Genomic DNA, 24,181 nt, shown 5'->3' with positions numbered 1-24,181 from the left:
CGGCTACGGGGGTAAGGGCAAACGGGTGGTTAAAGGTCATAGCCGAACCGCTCGATCCACGGCGCGAGGATCGGCATCACCGGCGCGAGCTGGTCGGCATAGCGCCGCCACTGGCCGCTGCCGTCGTAAAGCGGACGATTGACCTGCCCAGCACTCGCGGTCGACACCCCGCGCCGGGCGGCGGTGCGATCAAAGCGCCGCAGGTCGGGTGACCAGTCGATGCCGGTGAAGGTGCATAGGCTCCGCGTCGTCGTGTCGAAGTCGGCAACCAGATCCTCGTAGCGCAGGTCGTGGACCGCGAGCGGCAGCCGTTCGCGGCAGAGCGCGGTCAGTCGCATCAGTGCGGCATAGTGTTCCGCCACGCCCTCGATCGTGGTGAACGCGTAGGCGGCAGCGGTAATCGCGAAGTTCTGGCGGAAGCAGCTCAGGACGATGTCGCGCGGGTCGCGGCGCATGACGACGACGCGGGCATCGGGGAACAGCCGGGCGATGAGCGGCAATTTGATCCCCTTGAGCGGGTCCATATCGACGAAAGTCGTCGCGGGATCGACGCCGGCGTCGGCGACGCGCTGCCAGTAGCGATCGCCGAAGCCTGTCGCCGTCGCAGCATCGATTGCCGCGAGGCGGGCAATGCCGCCGGGGTCGGTCAGGAATTCGCGGTCGGCGTCGATCAAGGTCGGCCGTTCCTCGAGCGCCTCGACCCCGGGCGCGCTGGCGAGGATGTTCTCGACCAGTGTCGTGCCCGACCGCGGGTAGCCGAGCAGGAAGACGTGGCCGCGACGGCCCGGGGGAGCGACTCGCTTGTGCCACGCCATCGGGTCGACGTCGTCGACCGCCGCGGCAATGTTGTCGATGAACTCGCGCTGCGGCGGCTCGCTCAGCGCGGCGAAGCGCGGTGCGTGCAACTGCGCAAACATCGACTTCGCCGCCGCGTACGCCGCGAAGGCGTCGGCGGTCGCATCGATCCGGTCGAGCGCATCGCCGAGCAGCGTCAGCGCCGCGATCCGGTCGGCGACACCAATCTGCATTGCGAGCATTTCGCGGATGCGCGCGGCGGCGCGGCGAGGGTCGCTGCCGAGCTCGCTCCGCGCCAGCGCCATCGTCGCGGTCGCGTCGTGCGGGTCGATTGCGAGCGCGCGCGCGGCGAGCTCGGCGACGGGCTGCCCGAGCCGTGCCGCCGCCGCCGCTGCGCCCGCCCACGCCGGCGCCATCGCCGGATCGAGCGCGGCGGCGCGCTGGTAACTGGTCAGCGCGGCGGCGGCGTCGTTCGCGACATCGAGTGCATAGCCGCGTTCGAGCCACGGCACCGCAAAGCCCGGCTCGATCGCCGAAGCACGATCGAACATCGCCAGCGCCGCGCCGATCCGGCCTTCCTTGCGAAGGGCGCGGCCGGCCGCAGTGATGATCGTCGCATCGTGCGGCGCGAGCGCCATTGCCTCGCCGAGCGCATGGTGCGCCGCGGCGAAGTCGCCCGCTTCCTCCGCACGCCATGCGACGAGATTGAACAGCATCGGGTCGCGCGCCCCGGCGGCGAGCGCGGCGGCGGCGAGCGTCACTGCGAGACCGATCTGGCGGTCGCCGAGTGCGGTCTCGATTGCCGTCCGCGTCGCTAAATCGAGCATTCGCCTCCCCGCGGCACCGTTGTTACACTTTATGCTGCGGATGCGTTATGTCACAAGTCATGCGCGCCATCCGGGTCGCGGATCGAGGACGATAGATGCTTTACGACGCGTATGAGATGCAGAAGTCGATGCTCGCTGGCATGGGGGCCGCGTCGAAGCTGACCTCGGACTGGCTGCTCAGCCCGGCAAACCCGTTCGCTTACGTCGGCACGTCACCGGTGATCGCGCGGGCGCTCGAAGTCTTCGCCCATGCCGCAGCGCCGCGCGGCAAGCCCGACTTCGGTCTTGCCGCGACAATCGTCGACGGCGTCTCAGTCGCGGTCAGCGAGGAGATCGTCCTGCGCAAGCCGTTCGGCCAGCTCAAGCATTTCGTTCGTGCGGTATCGGGGCGCAACGACCCCAAGCTGCTGATCGTCGCGCCGATGTCGGGGCATTTCGCGACGCTTCTCCGCGGCACCGTCGAGCGGATGCTGCCGGGGCACGACGTCTATGTCACCGACTGGCGCGATGCGAAATACGTTCCGCTCAGCGACGGCACCTTCGATTTCAACGACTATATCGACTATCTGATCGAATTCATGGGCGTCGTCGGCCCGGGTGCACACATGCTCGCGGTGTGCCAGCCCGCAGTCCCGGCGTATGCCGCGGTGTCGATCATGTCGGTCAAGAACGATCCCAATCTGCCGCTGACGCTGACGATGATGGGTGGCCCGATCGACACGCGCGAGGCCCCGACCTCGGTCGACGACCTCGCCACCGAGCGGCCGTACGCATGGTTCGTCAATAACGTCGTCGCCACCGTGCCCGCGAGCTATCCCGGATCGGGGCGCAAGGTCTATCCCGGGTTTCTCCAGCTATCGGGCTTCCTGTCGATGAACCTCGCGAGCCACATGAAGTCGCACTGGGAGATGTTCAAACACCTCGTTGCCGGCGACGACACCTCGGCTGATGCAACCAAGGCATTCTACGACGAATACCGCTCGGTGTCGGACATGACCGCAGAATTCTATCTCCAGACGATCGACGTCGTCTTCCAGAAGCAGTCGATCGCCAAGGGCGAGTTCGATCACCGCGGCGTCCGCGTCGATGCTGCGAACATCACCAAGACCGCGCTGCTGGCGATCGAGGGTGAGCGCGACGATATCTCGGGGCTCGGCCAGACCAAGGTCGCGCTGACGCTGGCGACGAACCTGCCCGACGACAAGAAGAAGTACTACATGGCCGAGCAGGTCGGCCATTACGGCATCTTCAACGGCCGCCGCTGGCGCGAGATCATCGCCCCCGTCGTCGAGGACTTCATCCGCGCGAACGATCCGGCGCAAAGCGGGCGGGCTCCGCAGGCGGCTGCCCCGGCGGCGATCGAGATGAAGGCAGGCGAGGTCTCGGCTGTAGCGCACGCCTGACGGGTTGCCCGTCAGTTCGATCGAACGGGTCCATGCTGCCGACGGCGTGACCGTAAGCCAGATGACCCCACTCAAATTGTCATCCCCGCGAAAGCGGGGACTCAAAGTCACAACCGTTCGTGACTTTGGGTCCCCGCCTTCGCGGGGATGACAATTTTGGTTCGACGTGACGCCATGCCCTAAACTCCGCGCCAGCCGCCCGGGCCGAGGCGTTCGACAGGCGCAAACCGTGTCTTGTAATCCATCCGCTCGCACCCCTCGATCCAATAGCCGAGGTACACGTACGGCAGCCCCGCGCGACCGGCGCGGACGATATGGTCGAGGATGATGAAGGTGCCGAGCCCCTGCCGCGCGGGGTCCTCGGTGGCGAAGAAGCTGTAGACCATCGACAGGCCGTCGGTCTGCTTGTCGGTCAGGCACGCGCCGACCAGCCGCCCGGGACGTCCGTCGACCGATGGCTCGCGATATTCGACGACGACGGTGTCGACCGGGGTCTGCTCGACCATGTCGGCAAAGTCGTATGCGTCCATCGCCGCCATGCCGCCGTCAGGGTGGCGTGAGCCGAGGTAGCGCTGAAGCAGGTCGAACTGCTCCTCGGTGCTCCATGGCTCGCACGCGCTGACGTCGAGGTCGGCGTGGCGCTTGAGCAGGCGTTTCTGCGACGCGCTCGGCGTGAATTTGCCCGCAACGACGCGGACCGAGACGCACGCCGAACAACCGTCGCAGCTCGGCCGGTAGACGACGTTCTGGCTTCGGCGGAAGCCGATCCGGCTCAGCGCCTCGTTCATGCCGGCGGCGTCGGAGCCCTTGAGCTCGGTGAATACCTTCCGCTCGACGCGCCCCGGGATGTATGGGCACGGCGACGGCGCCGTCACGAAGAAGCGCGGAAAGCGGAAGCTCTGGTCGGTCACGCCTTAATATGCGGCACGCAGCGCCAAATCGGTAGGGGAAAGTGCGGGTCAATAGCGGCCTCGGATCATCTACCGATCAGCCAGTCAGCGCAAAAAGCTCGCCCCGATGGATTTAAGTTCAGTCAGTCGTTGTGCGGAGAGACGTTGGCGACAGATTGGCTCGATCGTAATCGCAGCGCTTCCCATCGTGACTTCGCCCTCAAGCCGACATTCGTCGGCTGCCCATAAGCTCCATCGAGCCTGGTTTCGCTGAATCTGCTTTGTAAACGATATCGTCGACGTAGTTTTGGAGAATTCGGCTGCAGCTCGAAAAACCTGACGATAATAGCGTTGAAGCTTACGCGACGCTCCATCAGCCTTCATAGATTCACATGCTGCTTCAGCAACATGACTATCGGTCTTATGATAACAGTCTTCCGCCCTCTGCGCAGGCTTATTCGGCGCGGTAACCAGTGCCAAAGCGACAACAATGCCGATCATTGCGATATCGTAATGTCATCATAAGCAGAAGACAAGCTAACCGTCCGCCGCGAAAGTTGTCGTGAGTGATCAGCGCTAATCCAGTTCGACTTGTCGCACATCATAGCCCGCTGCGCGCAGTGCTTCGACCAGCCGGTCGAGATGGTCGCGGTCGCGCGTCTCGCACTCGATCTCGGTGATCAGGCCCTTGGCGGGGAGGGTGGTGAACACGCGCTGGTGGTAGACTTCGAGGATGTTGACCTGGAGCCGGTCGAACACCCGCGCGACTTCGAACAACTGCCCCGGGCGGTCCTTGAGCCGGATCCGCAGCCGCGCCAGCCGCCCCGACCGCGCAAGGTCGCGCAGCAGGACGTTCGCCAGCAGCCGGGTGTCGATGTTGCCGCCGCACAGCACCAGCCCGACCTTGCGCCCGCGGAACGCCTGGCCGTGCGCGAGCAGCGCCGCGAGTCCCGCCGCGCCGGCACCCTCGACGACGGTCTTCTCGATCGTCAGCAGCAGCGACACCGCGCGTTCGAGATCGCGCTCGCCGACCAGCAGGATATCATCGACGAGCGCCTGCACGACGCGGAAGGTCAGCTCGCCCGGCACCTTGACCGCGATGCCCTCGGCGAGCGTGTCGCCATCGCACGGCATCGTCTGGCCGTTGAGCTTGGCGTACATCGACGGGTACAGTTCAGCCTCGACGCCGACGACCATCATGTCAGGCTTCAATGCCTTGGCGACCGTCGCCATCCCCGAAATCAGCCCGCCGCCGCCGATCGGCACGATCAGCGTGTCGAGCTGCGGCACGTCCTCGAGCATCTCGAGCGCGACGGTGCCCTGTCCCGCCATGATCAGCGCGTCGTCGAACGGCGGGACATAGGTCAGGTGACGCTCGATCGTCAGCTTGTGGGCGTGCGCGGCGGCGTCGTCGAAGCTCTCGCCGTGGAGGATGACGCTCGCGCCGTGCCCCTCGGTCTGGCGGACTTTCACGGCGGGTGCGTGGCGCGGCATGACGATCGTCGTCGGAATGCCGAGGCGCTTGGCGTGATACGCGAGGCCCTGCGCGTGGTTGCCCGCCGACGCCGCGATGACGCCACGCAGGCGCTGCTCCTCGGTCAGCGACAGAAGTTTGTTGAGCGCGCCGCGCTCCTTGTAGGCGGCGGTGAACTGGAGGTTCTCGAACTTGAGCCACACCTCGGCCCCGGTCATCTCCGACAGCGTCCGGCTGTGGAGGCAGGGCGTGCGGATCACCGCGTCGCCGATCGCCACGCGCGCAGCGAGGACGTCGGCATAATCGATCGGCAGGGGCAGGGCGGCGTCGAGTGCGGTCATGCGCCGCGCTTAGCGGGGACGGCGGAGTTTTGCCAGCGGCCCGGTGCGACCGGCGGAAGCCGCCCGGCGTAGCCGCCGCAAGTGGCCGCCGCAAGCCAGCGTCATCACACCGTCACATGCCATCCTTAAAGCCCGCCAGATCGCTGCATCGGGTTGACGCTCGATTTATTGTCTAGGGGGGCTTCCTGACCGTGAAACTGATCCAAGCCATCGTTGCTCTGGTTGCCGCGGGCAGCCTGGTCGCGGGTTGTAACGACAACTCGTCGCCGACCACCGTAGCACCGACCGGCCCGACGCCGCTCGCCGCGACGCGGACGATCATCATGGTCTGGGACGGCCTCCGCCCCGACGACGTCAACACCACCGACACGCCGAACCTCGCCGCGTTGAAGGCGGCTGGCGCAGCGTTCAACGACAACCACTCGACGTATCCGACCTTCACGATGATGAACTCGTCGTCGTTCGCGACCGGATCGTTCCCGAAAACCTCGGGCTTCTACGGCAACACCTTCTGGACGCCCCCGCAGGGGACCGGCAACACGATCCCGGTCGGGCTCGCCGCCGGTGGCACCGCGCAGGACTATGTCGACCCGGTGTTCACCGAAGATTATCAGGTCCTGACGACGCTCAACACGTATTACAGCGGCCAGCTGCTGCTGGTGAAGAACCTGTTCGCCGCCGCGCAGGGCGCCGGTCTGGTCACCGCGACGATCGGCAAGAGCGGCGCGGCGTATCTTCAGGATCTCGGCAAGGGCGGCTATTTCCTCGACGAGAATACCGTCAAGCCGCGGCTCCTCGTGACCGAACTGCAGAACGCGAACATCGCGCTGCCGCTCAACGTGACCAAGGATTACACCGGCACCGACCTCGTCACGCTGTCGGCGACGAACGGCAACCCGACCGCGCGCGCCGGCTACATCACCTTCAACACGACGGCGTACGACCCCGCCGGCGCGCTGACGGTTCCCGCCCGCGATTCGACCGACACGACGCAGGGCGCCCCCGAGGACGCGGCGAACAAGTACATGATGTCGGTGTTCGCCAATTATATCCTGCCGAACAAGAAGCCGATGCTGTCGCTGATCTGGTTCCGGACCCCCGACAACGTCGAGCACGGCTATGGTCCGGGCACGGCCAACGTCAAGGCGGGCCTGCGCTCGCAGGATGCGCGCCTCGGCGAACTGATGGCGGCGCTCAAGGCGCAGGGCATCGACAAGACGACCAACATCATCGTCGTCTCCGACCACGGCCACTCGACCGTCTCGGGTCCGCTGGCGCTCTATCCGCTGCGGGCGATCACGCCGTCGGCGACCGCGCCGAACGGTGCGCCGGTCAACGGTGCGACGAGCGGCACCAGCGCTGCGGCGCTCGGTGCGGCGTCGAGCACCGGCTTCTCGTTCTCGGGCGACGTCCGCTCGGCCGACCTGCTGACGTATCGCGGTTTCGCCGCGTATGACGGCAGCGGCTGCGTGACGAGCGCGATGTACGGCCTGAGCGCGACGGGCGCGGCAACGGTGCCGGTCAAGAACGACGCGAGCGGTGCCCTGTGTGGCGCGGCGAACACCAAGTACCAGTCGATCAGCGCGACGCTGCCGACGCCGATCGCCAGCTTCAAGGTACCCGCACCAGGTAGCCTGCCGGCCGGCGGCATCGTCGTCGCGGCAAATGGCGGGTCGGACTACTTCTACGTCCCCGGCCATGATCCGGCGGTCATCCAGCGCCTCGTCAAGACGCTCCAGCAGCGTGAGGAATACGGCGCGATCTTCGTCGACAGCCGCTACGGAGCGATACCGGGCACGCTGACGATGGCGCAGGTCAACCTCGAGAACGGCACCCGCCAGAACAACGGCCAGCCCGACGTCGTCGTCTCCTTCGCGTGGGACGACACCGTCAGCGTCCAGGGCAAGCCCGGGATCGAGTTCGAGAGCACCGGCGGCCAGCGCGGCATGCACGGCAGCTTCGGCACCACCGACGTCCACAATACGCTAATCGCCAACGGTCCGTCGTTCACGGCCGGGGCGGTGACCAACCCGTCGGGTAACGTCGACGTCGCCCCGACCGTCGCCTACCTGCTCGGCGTCTCGCTGCCGAACGCCGATGGGCGCATCCTCAACGAGGCGCTGGTCACGCCGCTGAGCGGGACGAAGCCGACGGTGACGCCGACGACGGTTGCCGCGTCGACCGCGACGGGGCTGGCGTTCGAGCTGCCAACCGATCCGACCGGCGCAACGCGCGACACGACACGGACTGCCGGGACGTACTCGATCAACCTCGCGGTCAAGGACCTCGCGGTCGACGGCAAGACCTACCGCTACTTCGACTCGGCGGCGGCGGTTCGCAAGTAAAACAGGTCAGTAAAGAGTATGCGTTTGTACCTATTGCTCGCCGCCGTCGCCCTGACGGCGGCGGCACCGCACCCCGCGCCGAGCCAGAAGTTCGAGACGGTCTTCGCCACTGGCGGGGAGCCCGCGATGCTCCACTTCCACACCGACTATGGCACCGGCCTCGCGGTCCATCACCTCGAAGTCTGGCGCGACCGCGACAAGCAGCTCAAGCGCGTCACCGACGGCCTGGTCGAAACTTATGTCGCGCACGCCGCCGACGGCATCGATTTTCGCATGATCATCGTCGACAACCGCAAGCGGATCGTCACGACGATCGACCGCGCCAACCTCTACCGGCTCGGCAATTTCACCGACTGGTTCGACCTCGGGCACGGCCTGCGGCATCCCAAGGGCGCGTATATGCTCGGCCCCGGCAAGGCCCCGGCGGGCGCGCCGAAGCCGTTCGCTGCGTGCCGCTGGTACGACCTCGTCGAGGGGCAACGGACGACGCGCATCTGCTGGAGCACCGAATACCACTTGCCGCTGGTCATCGCTCCCGGCGGTGGCGCGATCTGGCGCGTGACGTCGATCGACACCGTCGTGCCCAAGACCGCCTTCCGCATCGTCGACAAGGGCTATGTCCGGATGAACGCCAACCGCGACATCGAGCCCGACTGACCTGAAAGCAGGTGCAGGACGCCGCGCGCTCGGTTAACAGCCGTCGCATGAGCAAAATCGCATTCATCGGCCTTGGCGTCATGGGTTATCCGATGGCGGGGCATCTCGCCGCCGCCGGGCACGAGGTCACTGTCTATAACCGCACCGCCGCCAAGGCCGACGCGTGGGTCGCCGAGTACAGGGGCAAGTCGGCTGCGACGCCGGAGCTCGCGGCGGCGGGGGCCGATGCCGTGTTCACCTGCGTTGGCAACGACGACGATCTCCGCGAAGTCACGCTCGGCACCGACGGCGCGATCGCGGCAATGACTCCCGGCGCGCTCTACGTCGACCATACCACCGTGTCGGCGTCGATTGCCCGCGAACTGGCGGCAGCGCGTGGCGATATTCTTGTTCTCGATGCGCCGGTGTCGGGCGGGCAGGCGGGGGCGGTCAACGGCGCGCTGACGATCATGTGCGGCGGCAGCGCGGAAGCATTTGCCGCAGCCGAGCCCGTCATGGCCGCCTACGCCAAGCGGTCCGGGCTGATGGGATCGGCGGGGAGCGGGCAGCTGACCAAGATGGTCAACCAGATCGCCATCGCCGGGGTCCTCGAGGGGCTCGCCGAGGCGATGCACTTCGCGCTGTCGGCGGGACTCGATGCACCCGCGGTGATCGACGTCATCGGCAAAGGCGCGGCACAAAGCTGGCAGATGGACAATCGCGCCGGCACGATGGCCAAAGGCGAGTTTGATTTCGGCTTCGCGGTCGACTGGATGCGCAAGGACCTCGGGCTGGTGCTCGACGAGGCGAAGCGGCTCGGCATCTCGCTCCCGGCGACCGCGCTGGTCGATCAATTCTACGGCGACGTCCAGGCGATGGGCGGGCGGCGGCAGGATACGAGTTCGCTGATCCGGCGTTTTCGCGGCTGAGCCGATCGGGTCGGCGGCGCGATAATTAGGATCCACCAAATTCTGGTGGAACTTACCGAATAATGGTCTTCATTCATCGTGCGTTTTGCCAAATCCAACGATGAAGATGTCTAAGTCATTGAGAAGCTTGTTCACGAGTCACTTGGCACGGCCTGTGCAAAGCCCTTGGCATGGGACGCCGGATCATCGGTCGCCCCGGCAAAAGGGAGAAAGACCATGTTCACCGCCTCCAACTCGATCATCGCTCGCACCGTCCTCGGCACCGTCGGCACCGCTCTTTGCGCCGGGCTCTGCCTCGTCGGAGCGACCGCCCCGGCCCATGCCGGCAGCATCTACGATACCGCGCGCAGCCAGAATGTCAGCTACGCCGACCTCGATCTCGCCAGCACGCAGGGCCGCCAGATTCTGAACAACCGCATCAAGCACGCCGCACGCGCGGTCTGCGCGACCGGCAACATCGATGTCCAGTCGATGAAGGACGAGAGCCGCTGTGTCCGCGTTGCGCTCGACTCGGCCAAGCCCAAGGTCGTCGCCGCCGCTTCGGATCGCCGCACCGTCGGCTGAGCCAAACCGTCACAGACGCGCAGTAATGCCGGTCGCTCGCGCGGCCGGCATTTCGCGTTTGGCGACGGTCGATTATGACTGCGACGATAATCGTAGGGGATGAGCATGCGGGCGGCTGGATCGATTGCGGTGTTGATGATTGCCGCGGCCGCCGCCGCGCCCGGGGCCGCCCGCGATGCCGATGACGATGCGTCGCCGACGCCGAGCGGCTTCGCGATCACTCCGCTCGCTGCCAAGGGCGCGGTGCTGACGACGCTCGGGACGCTCGACGGGAAGCCGGGGTCGGTCGCGATTACCAACCCGGCGGCGTTGGCGGCATTACCCGACGGATCGCTCGTCGCGTTGCTGACGTCGGGGTTCAACGGGATGGCGCTGCCCGACGGCAAGCCCGACAAGGCTCATTCGACAGAGCGGCTGATGATCTTTCGCCCCGGCCCCAAGGGCGCCGAGAAGATTGCCGAAGTCCCGCTGCCCGCGACCTTCGCCGGGCTGGCATGGTCGCCCGACGGCAAGCGCATCGCCGCGACGCTGGGGGTCGCCGACGCAGTCGTGACCTTCGCGTGGGACGGCAAGGCGCTCGCTCCCGACGGCGCCCCGATTGCGCTCGGTCACGCCGAAGGACTGGGACTACGGGTCAAGCCCGCCGCCGCCGGGGTTGTCTGGGCGACCGCCGACCGGCTGCTGGTGACAAATTTCTTCAACGACTCGCTCAGCCTCGTCGACGCGACAAGCCGTAAGGTGATCGCCGAAATCGATCTCCGCCCCGGCAAGATCGACCCGGCCCAGCGCGGCGTTCCCGGCGGCACCTATCCGTTCCGCGTCGTGATGGCAGGGTCGAACCGCGCGGTGGTGTCGTCGCCGCGTGACCGTGAACTCGTGAGCATATCGGTCGATGGCGACCGGCTCGCCGTCGTTGCGCGCGCGAAAACGATCGCCGAGCCGACCGCGCTCCTCGCGCTTGTCGATGGCCGGGTCCTCGCGACCGGCGACAATGCCGACACACTGATCGCGCTCGCCGCCGACGGCCGGTCAGTCGCCGAATATCCGTTGTCGGGGTTGCCTCACGCTGCGACCCGGCCGAAGGGACTCAACCCCAACGCGCTCGCGCTCGGCGGCGACGGGCGGCTGTGGGTGACGCTCGGCGGCTTCAACGCGGTCGCGGCGATCGATCTCAAGACCCTGCTCGCAAAGCCATCGGGCACTCCGGCAGCGTTCGCCGGAATGGTCCCGACCGGCTGGTATCCCGATGCGGTCGCAGTCGCGGGAGGGCGGCTGGCGGTGGCGAACTTCAAGGGGCTGCCGGGGCCGAACCCAGGGGCGTGCCGCGCGAGCTTCGCGACGACCCCGGCAGGCGAGGCGACGTGCCGTGCGTCGGGCCAATATGTCCTCCAGCTCCAGACCGGGTCGCTGCTGACGCTCCCGCCACCCGCAAAGCCCGAACTCGCGCGGCTGACCGCGCGCGTCACCGCCAACCTCGCCGCGCCGACCCCCGCCAAGGCCGCGCGCGCCGAGGCTGTGATGGCAGCGATGCGCGGGCGAATCCGTAACATCATCTACATCGTCAAGGAGAACCGGACCTACGACCAGGTGCTCGGCGACCTCCGCCCAGGCGACGGCGATGCGAAGCTTGCGCTGTTCCCGCAGGCGATCACACCGAACCACCACGGGCTCGCGCACCAGTTCGTCACCTTCGACCGTTTCTTCGATTCGGGCGAGGTGTCGGGAACGGGGTGGAGTTGGTCGAGCCAGGCGCGATCGCTCGACATGCTCGAACGTGTCACGCCCGTCGGCTATGCGGGCAAGGGGCTGGCATACGAGTCCGAGGGGACCAACCGCTTCGTAAATGTCGCGCTGCCGACCGAAGCGCGCCACGCGGCCAATCCCGATGTTCCTGCCGATCCCGATCTGCTCGCCGGAACCGCTGACCTGTCTGCCGCCGATGCGCCCGACGGCGAAGCCGGAGCGGGGACCCTGTGGGCGGCAGCGCTCAGGAAGGGGCTGAGCGTCCGTAATTACGGCTTTTACGGCGACCTGTCGCGCTACGACGAGAAGGCAGGGGCGAACCGCATCCCGCGCGAACGCGATCCGGCGGCAAAGAAGCTGCAGGTGATGTGGGCAGCGGATGCGCGGCTCGCGCCGGTCACCGACCCGTATTTCCGCAGCTTCGACCAGGGCTTCCCCGATTATTGGCTGGTCGACGAATGGAAGCGCGATTGGCTGCCGCGCGTCGCCGCCGGGCAGACCCCGCGGCTGACGCTGCTGCGTCTTGCGCACGACCATTTCGGCGACTTTGCCGAGGCGATCGACGGGGTCAACACGCCCGACCGCCAGATCGCCGACAACGACTATGCAATCGGGCGGGTCGTCGCGGCGGTCGCGACGTCGCCCGCTGCCCGCGACACGCTGATCGTCATTGTCGAGGACGACGCGCAGAACGGGGCCGACCATGTCGACGCGCACCGGTCGCTGGCGCTGCTGATCGGCCCCGGCATCCGGCGCGGCGCGGTGGTGTCGACGCGCTACACGACGGTCAATCTGCTCAAGACGATCGAACGGCTGCTCGACCTGCCCGCGCTTGGGTTGAACGACAGTCTTGCGCTGCCGATGGCCGATGCGTTCGATCCGGCGCTGACGTCGCCGTGGACTTATACCGCGCGCTGGCCGGCGACGCTCGATGCGACTGCCCTGCCAAAGCCGGCGACGCGCGTCGCGGCGGCGCGACCGGCAAGCCTCGCCCCCGAACGCAGCGCGGACTATTGGGCGAAGGCGATGGCCGGGCAGGACTTTTCGGGCGAAGACAAGCTCGACACTGCCGCTTTCAACGCCGCGCTGTGGACCGGCATGAAAGGCACGCTGCCACCGTCGCGCTGACCACTATCCAAAGATCAATAAACCCTGCCAAATTGGTGGGGCTGATGCTATACGCGCGGTTCGTGTCCGGTAATTTTGCGTGTCCCTGATTTACCGTCACCGCCGGGATCCCGATGACCGTACCGTCGCCGCATGCATAGACTGGGACTGCACCTGCTCGCGGCACTCGCCGCGATGCTGCTGTTCCCCATCGCGGCGTCGGCGGAAACACGCGTCGCGCTGATCATCGCCAACAGTCACTATAATGCCTTCGGCAAGCTGACGAACCCAGCTGCCGACGCAGGGCTGGTTGCGGCGGCGCTTAAAAAGGCCGGGTTCGACAAGGTCACCGTGCTCGAGGATCTCGGCCTCGTCGCGATGAACAAAGCGTTGCAGGACTTCGGCAACGAGGCCGACCACGCCGACGTCGCACTCGTCTATTACGCGGGCCACGGCGTCGAGGTCGACCACGTCAACTACATCGTGCCCGTCGACGTCGTCTTCGCCCACGACCGCGACGTCGATATCGAGGCGGTCAAGCTCGACCGGATGCTGTCGGTCACCGAGAACGCCAAGCGGCTGCGGATCGTCATCCTCGACGCCTGCCGCGACAACCCGTTTTTCGACAAGCTCAAGAAGACGATGGCGCAGGCAGGAGCGGTCAGCAAGGGCATGACTGCGGTCGAGCCGAGCAAGAACAGCCTCGTCATCTATAGCGCCAAGGCCGGCACCCTCGCGTCGGATGGGCGGGTCAACAGCCCTTTCGCCGCGGCGCTGGCACGGCGCATCGTCGAGCCGGGGCGCGAGATCAGCCTGCTCCTCCGCCAAGTTCGCGACGATGTGCTCACCCAGACCGGGGGGTCGCAGGAGCCGTTCACTTATGGCTCGCTGTCGAGCCAGGAGTTTTACTTCATCCCGCCAGTCGCGGTCGCAGTAGCCCCGCCGCCGCCAACGATCGACATCGAGGCGGAAAGCTGGACCTTGTGCAAAACCTCGCAGAGCCGCGGGCCGTGCGATGCGTATCTCGCGACCTACGCCAGCGGGCGCTACATCGCGCTCGCCCAGACCCGCGTTGCCGACCTGACGCACACCGCGGCCGCCGCAGCGGAGAACCTCGCCGCCGCTGTCGCTGCCGCGAAGGCCGCCACCGTTGCCGCGAACAATGCCGCGAATGTCGCCGCCGCCAAGGCCGCGATGCTTGCCGCGAACAATGCCGCCAGCCTCGCCGCCGCTTATGCCTCGACGCTTGCAGCGGGCGGAGCGGTCGGCGGGGATGCGATCGCGGCGCGAAGCACGTCGCTCGGGACCACGGGCTCGGTAACGACGGCCGCGCCGCTCAGCGTGCCAATGTTCGCTGCAACCGCTCCCCCGCCGACTGCCACTGTAATCGTTGCGACGACCCCGGCGCCAAGTCCGGTCACCGTTCCGCCGCCGAGCGCCGCTGTGGTCGCCGCCAGCCCTCCCGCGATCGTTGTCAGCGTCCCGAGTGCCCCGGTCGTCGTGACGGCCAGCCATGCTGCCCCCGCTGCGGTCGCCGCGGTATCTCCTCCCCCCAGCGCGCCCGTCGTCGCGGCCAGTCAGCCGGTCGTCGTTCCCGCCAGTGCTCCGCCAGTCGTCGCGCCTCGCGCCGCCGCCGCGCCGACCGTGCTCGCGTCGCTCGGCCCGATGACCGGTGCCAACGGCGTTCCGCCCTCGGCTTCCGCCAGCGCTAAATCGCCGGCCGGCTTCGCCGCGGTTCGGATCAATGACCTCGGCATTACCGTCAGCTACGACCTCGCGACCAAGGCGATCCTCGTCGGGTCGATCGAGCGCAACGCGGTGGTGTCGGGCAAATTGTTCGCGGGCGACCTGATCACGCGGATCGACACCGCCGCGCCCGACCTGACGCAGTCGCCCGACACCCAGCTCGCGGTGAGCTGGAAGACCGACGGGCGGTTGAAGCTGCTCGTCAAACGCGGCGACGCGACGTCGGTCGTCATCATTCGCAGCAACTGAAACGGGGTCGGTCGATGCGTTGGCGTCTAGTGTTGCTTGCCTTGTTCGTCATGGTCCCGTCGGTCGCGGCGGCCGATGTGCCGATCGAGTATCAGGCCCGGATCGAGCCGCGTTTTCCGGGGGTCGCCGCGCTCGGCCCGCTCGCCATCGCTCCGTTCACCGGGGCCGACGGCAAGGAGTTCACCGCCGCCGTCCGCGGTGAACTGCAGGCCGCCGAAGTCGACGGGCGCGCTTTCTACACGATCCGCAACCTCGACGACGCGGCGAAGGTCGATACCCCCGCGGCGGCGGTCAAGGCGGGGCAGGCGGCGGGGGTCGCGGCGGTGCTCTACGGCAGCGTCGGCAAGGCGGTGATCGACAAGACCGACTACACTCAGGACCAGTCGCACTGCACCGAATCGGGCATACTCCACTGCTCGAAGAGCGAGACGAAGCAGGTGCCGTGTACGAAATACGCCGGCAGCTACATCGTCACCCCAGCGGTCTATGTCGTTGCAAATGCGAAGGTCTTTTATACCGAAACGGTAACGGTCCAGGCCGGTTTCTCGACGTGTGCCGAGACCCCGGTGCTGTCGGGCTTCGACAAGGTCATCGCCAAGATGACCGAGATCAAGCACGCCGCGGACGTCATCATCACGACCCCCGAGCAACTCCTCATCAAGCTGCGGAGCGACGCGGCGATCGCGGTCCGCCAGCACCTGACTCCGACGATGAAGACGATCAAGGTGGTCTTCAAGGACTATGCCCCCGACCTCGACAAGGTCGATCAGGCGCAGTTCCGCAGCGCCGCGCAGTTCGCCCGGGCCAAGCGGCTCGACCGCGCGTGCGGCATCTTCGAGACGATCGCGACCCCGGCGACGCTGACGAACTTCGCCCTGCTGTACAATCTCGGCGTCTGCCAGGAGGCGCTCGAACCCGACCGCCCTGCCGCCGCGCTCGAATATTACACCAAGGCCGACCAGCGGACGAAGGCCCCCGACAAGCTCATCTCCGACGCGCTGCTGCGGATGAAGGCGCAGGTCGACGCGTTGCCCGCGGGGGCGCGACGCTAACTATTCGACCGTCACCGACTTCGCGAGGTTGCGCGGCTGGTCGACGTCGGTCCCCTTCGCCAGCGCGACGTGATACGCGAGCAATTGGACCGGGACGACATAGACCAACGGCGCGATGAACGGATCGACCGCCGGCATCGCGATCGTCGCCCAAGTTCCCGCGCTTTGTTCGGCAATCCCGGCGGCGTCGGAGATCAGCACCGCGCGGCCGCCGCGGGCGATGACTTCCTGCATGTTCGATACAGTCTTCTCGAAGCGCGCGCCCGATGGGGCGAGGACGATCACCGGCACCTTCTCATCGATCAGCGCGATCGGCCCGTGCTTGAGTTCGCCCGCGGCGTAGCCTTCGGCGTGGATGTAGCTGATTTCCTTGAGCTTTAGTGCGCCTTCGAGCGCGAGGGGGTAATCCTGCCCGCGCCCCATGTACAAGATGTCCTGCGCTTTCGACAGCTTGAGGCTCAACTCGGCGATACTCGCCTCCTGCGCCAGCGCGGCGTTGATTGCGGCGGGGGCCTCGGTCAGCAACTGGACCAGCCGAGCTTCCTCGCCCGGCGCGACACGCCCCTTCGCCTTGCCAAGGCCGATCGCGAAGGCGGCGAGGACGCCGAGCTGGCAGGTGAACGCCTTGGTCGAGGCGACGCCGATTTCGGGTCCGGCATAGGTCGGCAGGACGCCGTCGGCATCGCGCGCCATCGACGACGTCGGGACGTTGACGATCGCCAGCGTCGGCAGGCCGCCGTTCTTGGCGAAGCGCAGCGCCGCGAGCGTGTCGGCGGTCTCGCCCGACTGCGACACGAACAGCGCCAGCCCGTCGGCTTCGAGGACCGGGTCGCGGTAGCGATACTCGCTGGCGAAATCGAGCTCCACCGGAACGCGGGCGAGCGCCTCGATCCAGTATTTGGCGACGAGCCCGGCAAGGTACGACGTGCCGCACGCGACGATCGTGATCCGCCCGACCTTGGCGAGATCGAAAGGCAGCGCGGGGAGCTCGACCGTCGCCTCGAGCGGACGCAGATAATGGCCGAGGGTCTGCGCGAGCACGGTCGGCTGCTCGTAGATCTCCTTCTCCATATAATGCCGGTGATTGCCCTTGCCGGTCATCGCCCCGCTCGCGGTCGAGGTGATGACCGGGCGCTGGACCGGGCGATCGTTGGCGTCGAACACCTGGACGCGGTCGCGGTGGATCACGCACCAGTCGCCCTCGTCGAAATAGGCGATGCGGTTGGTCAGCGGCGCAAGGCCGATCTCGTCCGAGCCGAGGAACATCTCGCCGTTGCCGTAGCCGAGCACCAGCGGCGACCCGCGCCGTGCGCCGATCATCAGGTCGGGGTCGCTACGGAAGATGATCGCGAAGGCGAACGCGCCGTGGAGGCGCTTCAGGACGCGCGCGACCGCGAACTGCGGCGCGACGCCGTTCTCGACCTCGATCGAGATGAGGTGCGCGACGACCTCGGTATCGGTCTCGGACTCGAGCTTGCGCCCGGCTGCGATCAGTTCGGCGCGGAGCGGGCGGAAGTTCTCGATGATGCCGTTGTGGACGACTGCGACCTCCGCAGTCGCGTGCGGGTGAGCGTTGTCGACCGTCGGGCCGCCGTGCGTCGCCCATCGGGTATGCGCGATGCCGAGCGCGCCGGGGAGGGGGTCGTTGCCGAGGACACGAACGAGATTGTCGAGCTTGCCGGGCGCGCGACGCCGATCGAGCACCCCGTTGTGGAGCGTGCAGACGCCCGCCGAATCATAGCCGCGATATTCGAGCCGCCGCAGCCCGTCGATCAGCCGATCGCTGACGTCGCTCCGTCCGATAATGCCGATGATGCCGCACATGGTCTAACTGTCTCCGCCGGTCCGAGCGGGTCGATACGGCATCGCCGCGCTACCCACGATGAACCACGCCGTTGGTTACAAAAAATCGGAAGTTGACGAAGTTGACGCCACGTCGAGTTCGAACGTTCACCCGGTTGGTGAGAATGGCCTGAATCGACGAACAGCAGGGAGGGCGCGACACCATCATCGGCGAAACGATACGCGCTCGGCGGTGGTGTAGGACAGCAACAATTTGGCAACGGGCCGGGCGGTCTTACCGAAAGCACTCGATCGAAGCGGTCGAGCTTATTTTCGTTCCGCTTTCCGCGCCGTCATCACCCCGCGGAACCGTGCCGCCCATCCAGCCTTCGCGACCTGCGCCGGGCGGACCAGTGCGAGGGCGTCGGCGGGGACGTCGGCGGTGATCGTGCTGCCCGCGGCGACGATTGCGCCCGAGCCGATCGTCACCGGAGCGACGAGCGCGCTGTTCGAGCCGATGAACGCGCCGGCACCAACGCTCGTGCGATACTTGAAGAAGCCGTCATAATTGCAGGTGATCGTGCCCGCGCCGATGTTTGCGCCTGCGCCGATGTCGGCGTCGCCGATGTAGCTAAGGTGGTTGACCTTGGCGCCGTCGGCGAGCGTTGCCTTCTTGACCTCGACGAAGTTGCCGACCTTCGACTTTGCGCCGAGTTCGGCCCCGGGGCGCAGCCGCGCGAACGGACCGACCTCGGCGTTCCGGCCGATCGCCGCTCCCTCGATATGGCTGAAGCCGCGGATCGTCGCGCCCGAGGCGATCGTCACGCCGGGGCCGAAAAAGACGTTCGGCTCGATCGTCACGTCGCGGTCGATCGTCGTGTCGTGGGCGAACCAGACGGTGTCGGGGGCGATGAGCGTGACGCCTGCGGCCATCATTGCAACGCGACGCTTCGCCTGCCACGCCGCCTCGACACCCGCGAGTTCGCCGCGCGAATTGACCCCGGCGACCTCGTCGGCGGCGGTCTCGATAATCCGGCTGGGCTTGTCGGCGAGGCCGACGATGTCGGGCAAATAATACTCGCCCGCCGCATTGGCGTTGCCGACGCGGGCGAGGAGCGGCCACAGGTCGGCCGAACGCGCCGCCATGAGTCCCGAATTGCACAGGTCGATTGCGCGCTCGGCGTCGCTCGCGTCTTTATACTCGACCATCTTGTCGATGATCCCGGCGGTCGCGACGATCCGGCCATAGGCACCGGGATCGGCCGGACGAAAGCCGAGCACGACCGCGGCGACGTCGGGGGTCAGCGCGTCGAGCATCGCCGCCATCGTCGCGGTTTCGACGAGGGGAACGTCGCCGTACAGGATCAGCACGTCGCCTTCGAAATCGCCGAGCGCGTCGTGCGCCGCACGGACGGCGTCGGCGGTGCCGCGCTGCTCGGCCTGAACCGCGACCGCGACGCCGCTCCCCGCGACCGCCGCCTCGACCTGCTCGCGCCGCGCGCCGACGACGACGACCTTACGCGCCGCGCCGAGGGCCTCGACCGCCGCGAGGAGGTGGAGCAGCATCGGGCGTCCGGCGAGCGGATGAAGCACCTTGTGGAGATCGGACTTCATCCGTGTCCCCTGACCGGCGGCGAGGATAATTGCGGCGATTGGGCGGGTGGACATTTCACGCGAGTGCCACATCGGTCTTGCCTTTTCCAGCGGGCCGAATGACAGCCGGGCATGGTCCGATCGCTTCCCGAAACAGTCGTCTTCGATCTCGACGGGACGCTCGTCGATTCGTCGCCCGATCTCACCGCTGCATTGAATGTCGCGCTCGATGCCGTCGGCCGCCCCGCGGTCGATCCGGTGACGGTGCGGCATCTCGTCGGACACGGTGCGCGCGTGCTGATCGAACGCGGGCTGGCGCTGTCGGGGGGCGGCGATGAAGATGTTATCGCCCGCGCGCTGCCGGCCTTTCTCGATTACTACCGCGCGCATGTTGCCGATAGTTCGCAACCGTACCCCGGAGCGGAGGCGGCGCTCGACGCGCTGGCGGCGGCGGGCACCACCCTTGCGATCTGCACCAACAAGCCCGTTGCGCTGAGCCGGGCGCTGATCGCCGCACTTGGCTGGAACGGGCGCTTCGCCGCCAATCTCGGAGGTGATTCGCTCGCCGTTCGCAAGCCCGATCCGGCGCACCTGCTCGCGACGATCGCGGCGGCAGGCGGGACCGTGGCGCGTACGATCTACGTCGGCGATACCGCGGTCGACGTCGCCGCGGCACGCGCGGCCAGAGTGCCGGTGATCGTCGCCGGCTTCGGTTTTGCCGACAAACCGCCCGCACAACTCGGCGGCGACGCGGTCATCGACCATTTCGACGCGCTAATTCCGACGCTCACGCGGCTAAAGGGTACGGTTTCGCACGATGCTTATTAGCATCGTCTTACTCTTTCTCGCGGTCATAGCAGCGATTTTCGATTACCCGGTCGATGCCATTGGCCTTGGCTTCATCGCAACTGTCACATTTCTCGCCTACGCGGATTTCACATCATTCGAGAAAAATGTGAGCCGACCCATTCCATCAAATTCCGCCGACCGCTCCGACGCCGCCACGCGTGCGCTCGTCGGGGTCGATGCGATCGGCGATCCGGCGTTGCTCGTCGGCGGCGACCTGCGGGTGATTTCGGCGAACGCCGCCGCGCGCGGCCTGTTCGGCGAGCGAATCGTCGCCGATGATCTCCGCCTTGTCCTTCGTCACCCCGCCGTACTCGATGCGGTCCGCGCTGCCCCCTCGGCCGCCGCGCCGATCGAGCGCGAGGTCACCGGGCTCGGCAACAACAACGGCGCCTTTCGCGTCCGCGTCGCGCAAGCGGGGGTCGATGGTCCCGGCGTGCGGCTGTTCCTGACCTTCGTCGACATCACGCAGGCGCGGCTGACCGAGCGGATGCGGGTCGATTTCATCGCCAACGCCAGCCACGAACTGCGGACGCCGGTCACGACCTTGCTCGGCTTCATCGAGACGCTCCAGGGACCGGCGGCGGAGGACGAGCCCGCGCGGCGGCGTTTCCTCGACATCATGGGGCGCGAGGCGGCACGGATGTCGCGGCTGATCGACGACCTGTTGTCGCTCAGCCGGATCGAACTCGACAAGCATCTTCGGCCGCAGACCGCGCTCGATGTCGCACCCCTTATCGCCGATGTCGGGCGAACGCTGGCGATGCGGCTTGAAGCCGACCAGCGGCGGCTGGTGATCCACGTCGCCGATGGCCTTCCCGCCGTCATCGCCGACCGCGATCAGGTGCTGCAGGTGCTCCACAACCTCGTGTCGAACGCGCTGAAATACGGGCGGACAGGCACGGCGATCACCGTCGACGCCCAACGAGTCGATGCTGGCGGCGGGCGCGAGGCGATGGTCCGCGTTACGGTGGGCGACCGCGGCGAAGGCATCGCGCCTGAACATCTGCCGCGGCTGACCGAGCGGTTCTATCGGATCGACACCAGCCGCTCGCGCTCGATGGGGGGCACCGGGCTGGGCCTTGCGATCGTCAAGCACATCATCGAACGCCACCGCGGCGGCTTCGAAATCGTCAGCCGGCCCGGCGAGGGCAGCGAGGTGTCGTTCACCCTGCCGCTCGCCTCGACCGAGCTCACTATAACCAAGGTCGGCGTCACCAAAGTGTAACCAGGCCGTCACAGAAGCCACATGTTCGGTGGTTAGACGCTGCGGGTGGGGGCAAGGACGATCGGTCGCAGGGGCCGGATCGTGACATGCGCTGCGGGCGCACGCCCGGCCAATAGGAGACTCGTCTTGTCGATGAAAATCATGCTGGGTGCCGGCGTCGCCGCTCTCGCCCTGACCGCTGGTGCTGACGCGCGCACCCAGATCCGCATGGTCGGATCGACGACGGTTTATCCGTTCGCCAAAGCGGTGGCCGAGCAGTTCGTTCGGACCAACCCCAAGTTCCAGCCCCCGGTCATCGAAGGCACCGGCACCGGCGCGGGCATGAAGCTGTTCTGCGCCGGCGTCGGCGCGCAGTTCCCCGACATCGAGAACGCATCGCGCCGCGTCAAGGCGAGCGAGCTCAAGGGCTGCGCCGCGAATGGCGTTACTGCGATCACCGAAATCCAGGTCGGTCTCGACGGCATCGCCTTCGGCACTTCGAAGAAGTCGCAGGATTTCCCGCTGACCACGACCGACATCTACAAGGCGATCGCTGCGACCCCGTTCGGCAAGCCGAACACCGCCAAGACGTGGCACGACGTCAACGCCAAGCTCCCGAACGTCGCCATCCTCGTCTACGGCCCGTCGTCGATCTCGGGAACGCGTGACGCGCTCGGCGAACTCATCATGACCGCCGGCTGCAAGTCGAACGCGTCGACCGCCGCGATGGAAAAGACCGACGGCGACAAGTTCAAGCTGATCTGCACCAAGGTCCGTGAAGACGGCCCGTACGTCGAGACCGGCGACAACCCCAACCTCATCGTCCAGAAGCTCGAAGCCAACCCGAACACGATCGGTATCTTCGGCTTCAGCTACGTCGAAGAGAACGGCGACCGCCTCAAGTCGTTCACCGTCAACGGCGTCGCGCCGACCTTCGAGACGATCTCGACCTTCAAGTACGCCGGTTCGCGCCCGCTTTACATGTACATCAAGAACCAGCACGTCCGCGCCGTCCCCGGCATGAAGGAATTCCTCGCCGAGTTCTCGAAGGAAAGCACGTGGGGCAAGGGCGGTTATCTTTCGCGCATCGGCCTGATCCCGGCCCCCGACGCGATCCGCGCCAAGTCGGCTGCAGCCGCCGCCAACTTGACCGTCATCGACGCCTCGACCGTCAAGTAATGTGTGACGCGACGGCGGGCAGGGGGCCCGCCGCCGCGTCTTTTCTGAGTTAGGGAGGGGTTGGACGCAATGTCGTTGTCGATGATCGCACTGCTCGTCATCGCACTCGGCGTGGTCGCGTTCTTCTTTGCTCGCGCGCGGGCCAACGTGTTCGACACCGGCGAGCTGGCGACCCGCAGCGCTGGCGACCGGCCGCACTCGCGCCCGATTTATCATGGGTGGTTCGTCGCGCTGTCGGCGGTCATCCCGGCCTTGCTCCTGCTCACAGCATGGAGCTTCATCCAGCCGAAATTGCTCGATGCGACGATCATCGCGTCGCTTCCCGCCGCCGACCAGCCGAAGTCGCAGATCGACAAGGATGCGATCATCGGCGAGGTCAAAGGCCTTGCCTCAGGCGAGCTGGCCGATGCCTTCAATCCGGCGAGCAAGCAGGCGGTCCCGGCGTATCAAGAAAACCAATCGCGCCTTCAGACCGAGGCGCTCATCGCGTCGGTGCTGCTTGCGGTCGGCGGTGCGGCATGGGCGTACACGCGCCTCGCGCCACAATTCCGCGCGCGCAACCGTGTCGAGCGGATCGTCATGGGCATCTTGATCATCGCGTCGTTGATCGCGGTGCTCACGACCTTCGGGATCGTCTTCTCGTTGCTCTTCGAATCGCTGCGCTTCTTCAACATGGTCTCGCCGTTCGAATTCCTCTTCGGCATGCAATGGTCGCCGCAGACCGCGATCCGTGCCGACCAGGCGGGAAGCTCGGGTGCATTCGGCGCAGTGCCTTTGTTCTGGGGAACGATCTTCATCGGCGCGATCATCGCCATGGCGGTCGCGATTCCGCTCGGCCTGATGTCGGCGATCTGGCTGACGCAGTACGCGCCGCCCAAACTCCGCAGCATCCTGAAGCCGGTCCTCGAAATTCTCGCCGGTGTCCCGACCGTCGTCTACGGCTTCTTCGCCGCACTGACCGTCGCCCCGGCACTCCGAGACTTCGCCTTCGCGGTCGGCATTCCGGGGGCGAGTTCGGAGAGCGCGCTCGCGGCGGGGCTCGTCATGGGGGTGATGATCATTCCGTTCGTGTCGTCGATGGCCGACGATTCGATGGCGGCGGTCCCGCAGGCGATGCGCGACGGCAGCCTCGCGATGGGGGCCACCTCGTCCGAGACGATCAAGCGCGTTCTCGTTCCCGCGGCGCTCCCCGGCATCGTCGGCGGCGTTCTCCTCGCGGTTAGCCGCGCGATCGGCGAAACAATGATCGTTGTTATGGCGGCTGGCCTCGCGGCGAACATGACCGCGAACCCTTTTGCGAGCGTGACGACGGTGACGACGCAGATCGTCACGCTGCTGACCGGCGACCAGGAGTTCGACTCGTCGAAAACGCTCTCGGCCTTTGCGCTCGGGCTGGTGCTGTTCGTGGTGACGCTGATCCTCAACATCGTCGCGCTCCGCGTGGTGAAGAAGTACCGGGAGGCGTACGAATAA

General features: G+C 66.8%; 18 protein-coding genes. 12 read left to right on the top strand and 6 right to left on the bottom strand.

Features of this window, described 5'->3' with window-relative positions; translation table 11 throughout:
• Positions 1-29: 29 nt before the first annotated feature.
• On the bottom strand, positions 30-1,622 hold the full coding sequence (locus tag KTC28_RS14680; RefSeq protein ID WP_216707883.1) for a tetratricopeptide repeat-containing sulfotransferase family protein: 1,593 nt from the start codon (positions 1,620-1,622) through the stop codon (positions 30-32).
• A gap of 95 nt (positions 1,623-1,717) precedes the next feature.
• Between KTC28_RS14680 and KTC28_RS14675 the strand changes: the two genes are divergently transcribed.
• A complete protein-coding gene (locus KTC28_RS14675; protein ID WP_216707882.1) occupies positions 1,718-3,025 on the top strand; it encodes a polyhydroxyalkanoate depolymerase in 1,308 nt (435 codons plus the stop codon).
• A gap of 179 nt (positions 3,026-3,204) precedes the next feature.
• Here KTC28_RS14675 and KTC28_RS14670 read toward each other — a convergent pair whose 3' ends face one another.
• From KTC28_RS14670 to KTC28_RS14660, 3 genes are all read right to left on the bottom strand, one after another.
• Positions 3,205-3,936 carry an arginyltransferase gene (locus KTC28_RS14670; protein ID WP_216707881.1) on the bottom strand — a complete coding sequence of 244 codons (732 nt, stop codon included), beginning with the start codon at positions 3,934-3,936 and terminating at the stop codon, positions 3,205-3,207.
• Positions 3,937-4,020: 84 nt separating this feature from the next.
• The gene (locus KTC28_RS14665) at positions 4,021-4,416 is read right to left on the bottom strand and encodes a lysozyme inhibitor LprI family protein (protein WP_216707880.1); all 396 of its coding nucleotides are present in this window, start codon (positions 4,414-4,416) and stop codon (positions 4,021-4,023) included.
• A 75-nt stretch (positions 4,417-4,491) separates the two neighbouring features.
• Complete coding sequence (locus tag KTC28_RS14660) at positions 4,492-5,730, bottom strand: threonine ammonia-lyase (protein ID WP_216707879.1); 1,239 nt, start codon at positions 5,728-5,730, stop codon at positions 4,492-4,494.
• A 191-nt stretch (positions 5,731-5,921) separates the two neighbouring features.
• Between KTC28_RS14660 and KTC28_RS14655 the strand changes: the two genes are divergently transcribed.
• The 7 genes from KTC28_RS14655 (at position 5,922) to KTC28_RS14625 (ending at position 16,101) form a co-directional block, all read left to right on the top strand.
• Positions 5,922-8,075, top strand: coding sequence for an alkaline phosphatase family protein (locus KTC28_RS14655; RefSeq protein ID WP_255602053.1), 2,154 nt, complete (start codon positions 5,922-5,924; stop codon positions 8,073-8,075).
• A gap of 18 nt (positions 8,076-8,093) precedes the next feature.
• A complete protein-coding gene (locus tag KTC28_RS14650) occupies positions 8,094-8,732 on the top strand; it encodes a hypothetical protein (protein WP_216707878.1) in 639 nt (212 codons plus the stop codon).
• Positions 8,733-8,779: 47 nt separating this feature from the next.
• Positions 8,780-9,640 carry an NAD(P)-dependent oxidoreductase gene (locus KTC28_RS14645; RefSeq protein WP_216707877.1) on the top strand — a complete coding sequence of 287 codons (861 nt, stop codon included), beginning with the start codon at positions 8,780-8,782 and terminating at the stop codon, positions 9,638-9,640.
• Between the two features lie 216 nt (positions 9,641-9,856).
• On the top strand, positions 9,857-10,204 hold the full coding sequence (locus tag KTC28_RS14640; protein WP_216707876.1) for a UrcA family protein: 348 nt from the start codon (positions 9,857-9,859) through the stop codon (positions 10,202-10,204).
• Between the two features lie 105 nt (positions 10,205-10,309).
• Positions 10,310-13,075, top strand: coding sequence for a hypothetical protein (locus KTC28_RS14635; RefSeq protein WP_216707875.1), 2,766 nt, complete (start codon positions 10,310-10,312; stop codon positions 13,073-13,075).
• Positions 13,076-13,207: 132 nt separating this feature from the next.
• Positions 13,208-15,049, top strand: coding sequence for a caspase family protein (locus KTC28_RS14630; protein ID WP_216707874.1), 1,842 nt, complete (start codon positions 13,208-13,210; stop codon positions 15,047-15,049).
• Between the two features lie 14 nt (positions 15,050-15,063).
• Positions 15,064-16,101, top strand: a complete 1,038-nt coding sequence (locus KTC28_RS14625) for a hypothetical protein (protein WP_216707873.1) — start codon at positions 15,064-15,066, stop codon at positions 16,099-16,101.
• On the opposite strand, the gene glmS is transcribed toward KTC28_RS14625, so the two are convergent.
• Positions 16,102-17,925 (bottom strand): glutamine--fructose-6-phosphate transaminase (isomerizing), encoded by a 1,824-nt coding sequence (gene glmS / locus KTC28_RS14620; RefSeq protein ID WP_216707871.1) that lies wholly within the window; start codon positions 17,923-17,925, stop codon positions 16,102-16,104. It abuts the gene before it with no gap.
• A 285-nt stretch (positions 17,926-18,210) separates the two neighbouring features.
• Positions 18,211-19,551, bottom strand: coding sequence for a bifunctional UDP-N-acetylglucosamine diphosphorylase/glucosamine-1-phosphate N-acetyltransferase GlmU (glmU, locus tag KTC28_RS14615; protein ID WP_216707870.1), 1,341 nt, complete (start codon positions 19,549-19,551; stop codon positions 18,211-18,213).
• A gap of 57 nt (positions 19,552-19,608) precedes the next feature.
• Here glmU and gph point away from each other — a divergent pair, with 57 nt between their 5' ends.
• From gph to pstC, 4 genes are all read left to right on the top strand, one after another.
• On the top strand, positions 19,609-20,304 hold the full coding sequence (gph, locus tag KTC28_RS14610) for a phosphoglycolate phosphatase (protein ID WP_216707869.1): 696 nt from the start codon (positions 19,609-19,611) through the stop codon (positions 20,302-20,304).
• 127 nt (positions 20,305-20,431) lie between these two features.
• Positions 20,432-21,550, top strand: a complete 1,119-nt coding sequence (locus KTC28_RS14605) for an ATP-binding protein (RefSeq protein WP_216707868.1) — start codon at positions 20,432-20,434, stop codon at positions 21,548-21,550.
• Positions 21,551-21,682: 132 nt separating this feature from the next.
• The gene (locus KTC28_RS14600) at positions 21,683-22,708 is read left to right on the top strand and encodes a substrate-binding domain-containing protein (RefSeq protein WP_216708164.1); all 1,026 of its coding nucleotides are present in this window, start codon (positions 21,683-21,685) and stop codon (positions 22,706-22,708) included.
• Positions 22,709-22,777: 69 nt separating this feature from the next.
• Positions 22,778-24,181: a phosphate ABC transporter permease subunit PstC gene (pstC, locus tag KTC28_RS14595; protein ID WP_216707867.1), complete on the top strand. Its 1,404-nt coding sequence runs from the start codon at positions 22,778-22,780 to the stop codon at positions 24,179-24,181.

Origin of the sequence: Polymorphobacter megasporae (genome assembly GCF_018982885.2) — a bacterium.
In the GTDB taxonomy this organism is placed as follows: domain Bacteria; phylum Pseudomonadota; class Alphaproteobacteria; order Sphingomonadales; family Sphingomonadaceae; genus Polymorphobacter_B; species Polymorphobacter_B megasporae.
This window is presented reverse-complemented; position numbering and strand designations above follow the sequence as displayed.

Excerpts from the sequence above, each read along its gene's own strand:
- KTC28_RS14680 (WP_216707883.1), bottom strand. The coding sequence starts at position 1,622 with ATGCTCGATTTAGCGACGCGGACGGCAATCGAGACCGCACTCGGCGAC.
- KTC28_RS14675 (WP_216707882.1), top strand. The coding sequence starts at position 1,718 with ATGCTTTACGACGCGTATGAGATGCAGAAGTCGATGCTCGCTGGCATG.
- KTC28_RS14665 (WP_216707880.1), bottom strand. The coding sequence starts at position 4,416 with ATGATCGGCATTGTTGTCGCTTTGGCACTGGTTACCGCGCCGAATAAG.
- KTC28_RS14660 (WP_216707879.1), bottom strand. The coding sequence starts at position 5,730 with ATGACCGCACTCGACGCCGCCCTGCCCCTGCCGATCGATTATGCCGAC.
- KTC28_RS14650 (WP_216707878.1), top strand. The coding sequence starts at position 8,094 with ATGCGTTTGTACCTATTGCTCGCCGCCGTCGCCCTGACGGCGGCGGCA.
- KTC28_RS14645 (WP_216707877.1), top strand. The coding sequence starts at position 8,780 with ATGAGCAAAATCGCATTCATCGGCCTTGGCGTCATGGGTTATCCGATG.
- KTC28_RS14640 (WP_216707876.1), top strand. The coding sequence starts at position 9,857 with ATGTTCACCGCCTCCAACTCGATCATCGCTCGCACCGTCCTCGGCACC.
- KTC28_RS14635 (WP_216707875.1), top strand. The coding sequence starts at position 10,310 with ATGCGGGCGGCTGGATCGATTGCGGTGTTGATGATTGCCGCGGCCGCC.
- KTC28_RS14630 (WP_216707874.1), top strand. The coding sequence starts at position 13,208 with ATGCATAGACTGGGACTGCACCTGCTCGCGGCACTCGCCGCGATGCTG.
- KTC28_RS14625 (WP_216707873.1), top strand. The coding sequence starts at position 15,064 with ATGCGTTGGCGTCTAGTGTTGCTTGCCTTGTTCGTCATGGTCCCGTCG.
- glmS (WP_216707871.1), bottom strand. The coding sequence starts at position 17,925 with ATGTGCGGCATCATCGGCATTATCGGACGGAGCGACGTCAGCGATCGG.
- glmU (WP_216707870.1), bottom strand. The coding sequence starts at position 19,551 with ATGTCCACCCGCCCAATCGCCGCAATTATCCTCGCCGCCGGTCAGGGG.
- gph (WP_216707869.1), top strand. The coding sequence starts at position 19,609 with ATGGTCCGATCGCTTCCCGAAACAGTCGTCTTCGATCTCGACGGGACG.
- KTC28_RS14600 (WP_216708164.1), top strand. The coding sequence starts at position 21,683 with ATGAAAATCATGCTGGGTGCCGGCGTCGCCGCTCTCGCCCTGACCGCT.
- pstC (WP_216707867.1), top strand. The coding sequence starts at position 22,778 with ATGTCGTTGTCGATGATCGCACTGCTCGTCATCGCACTCGGCGTGGTC.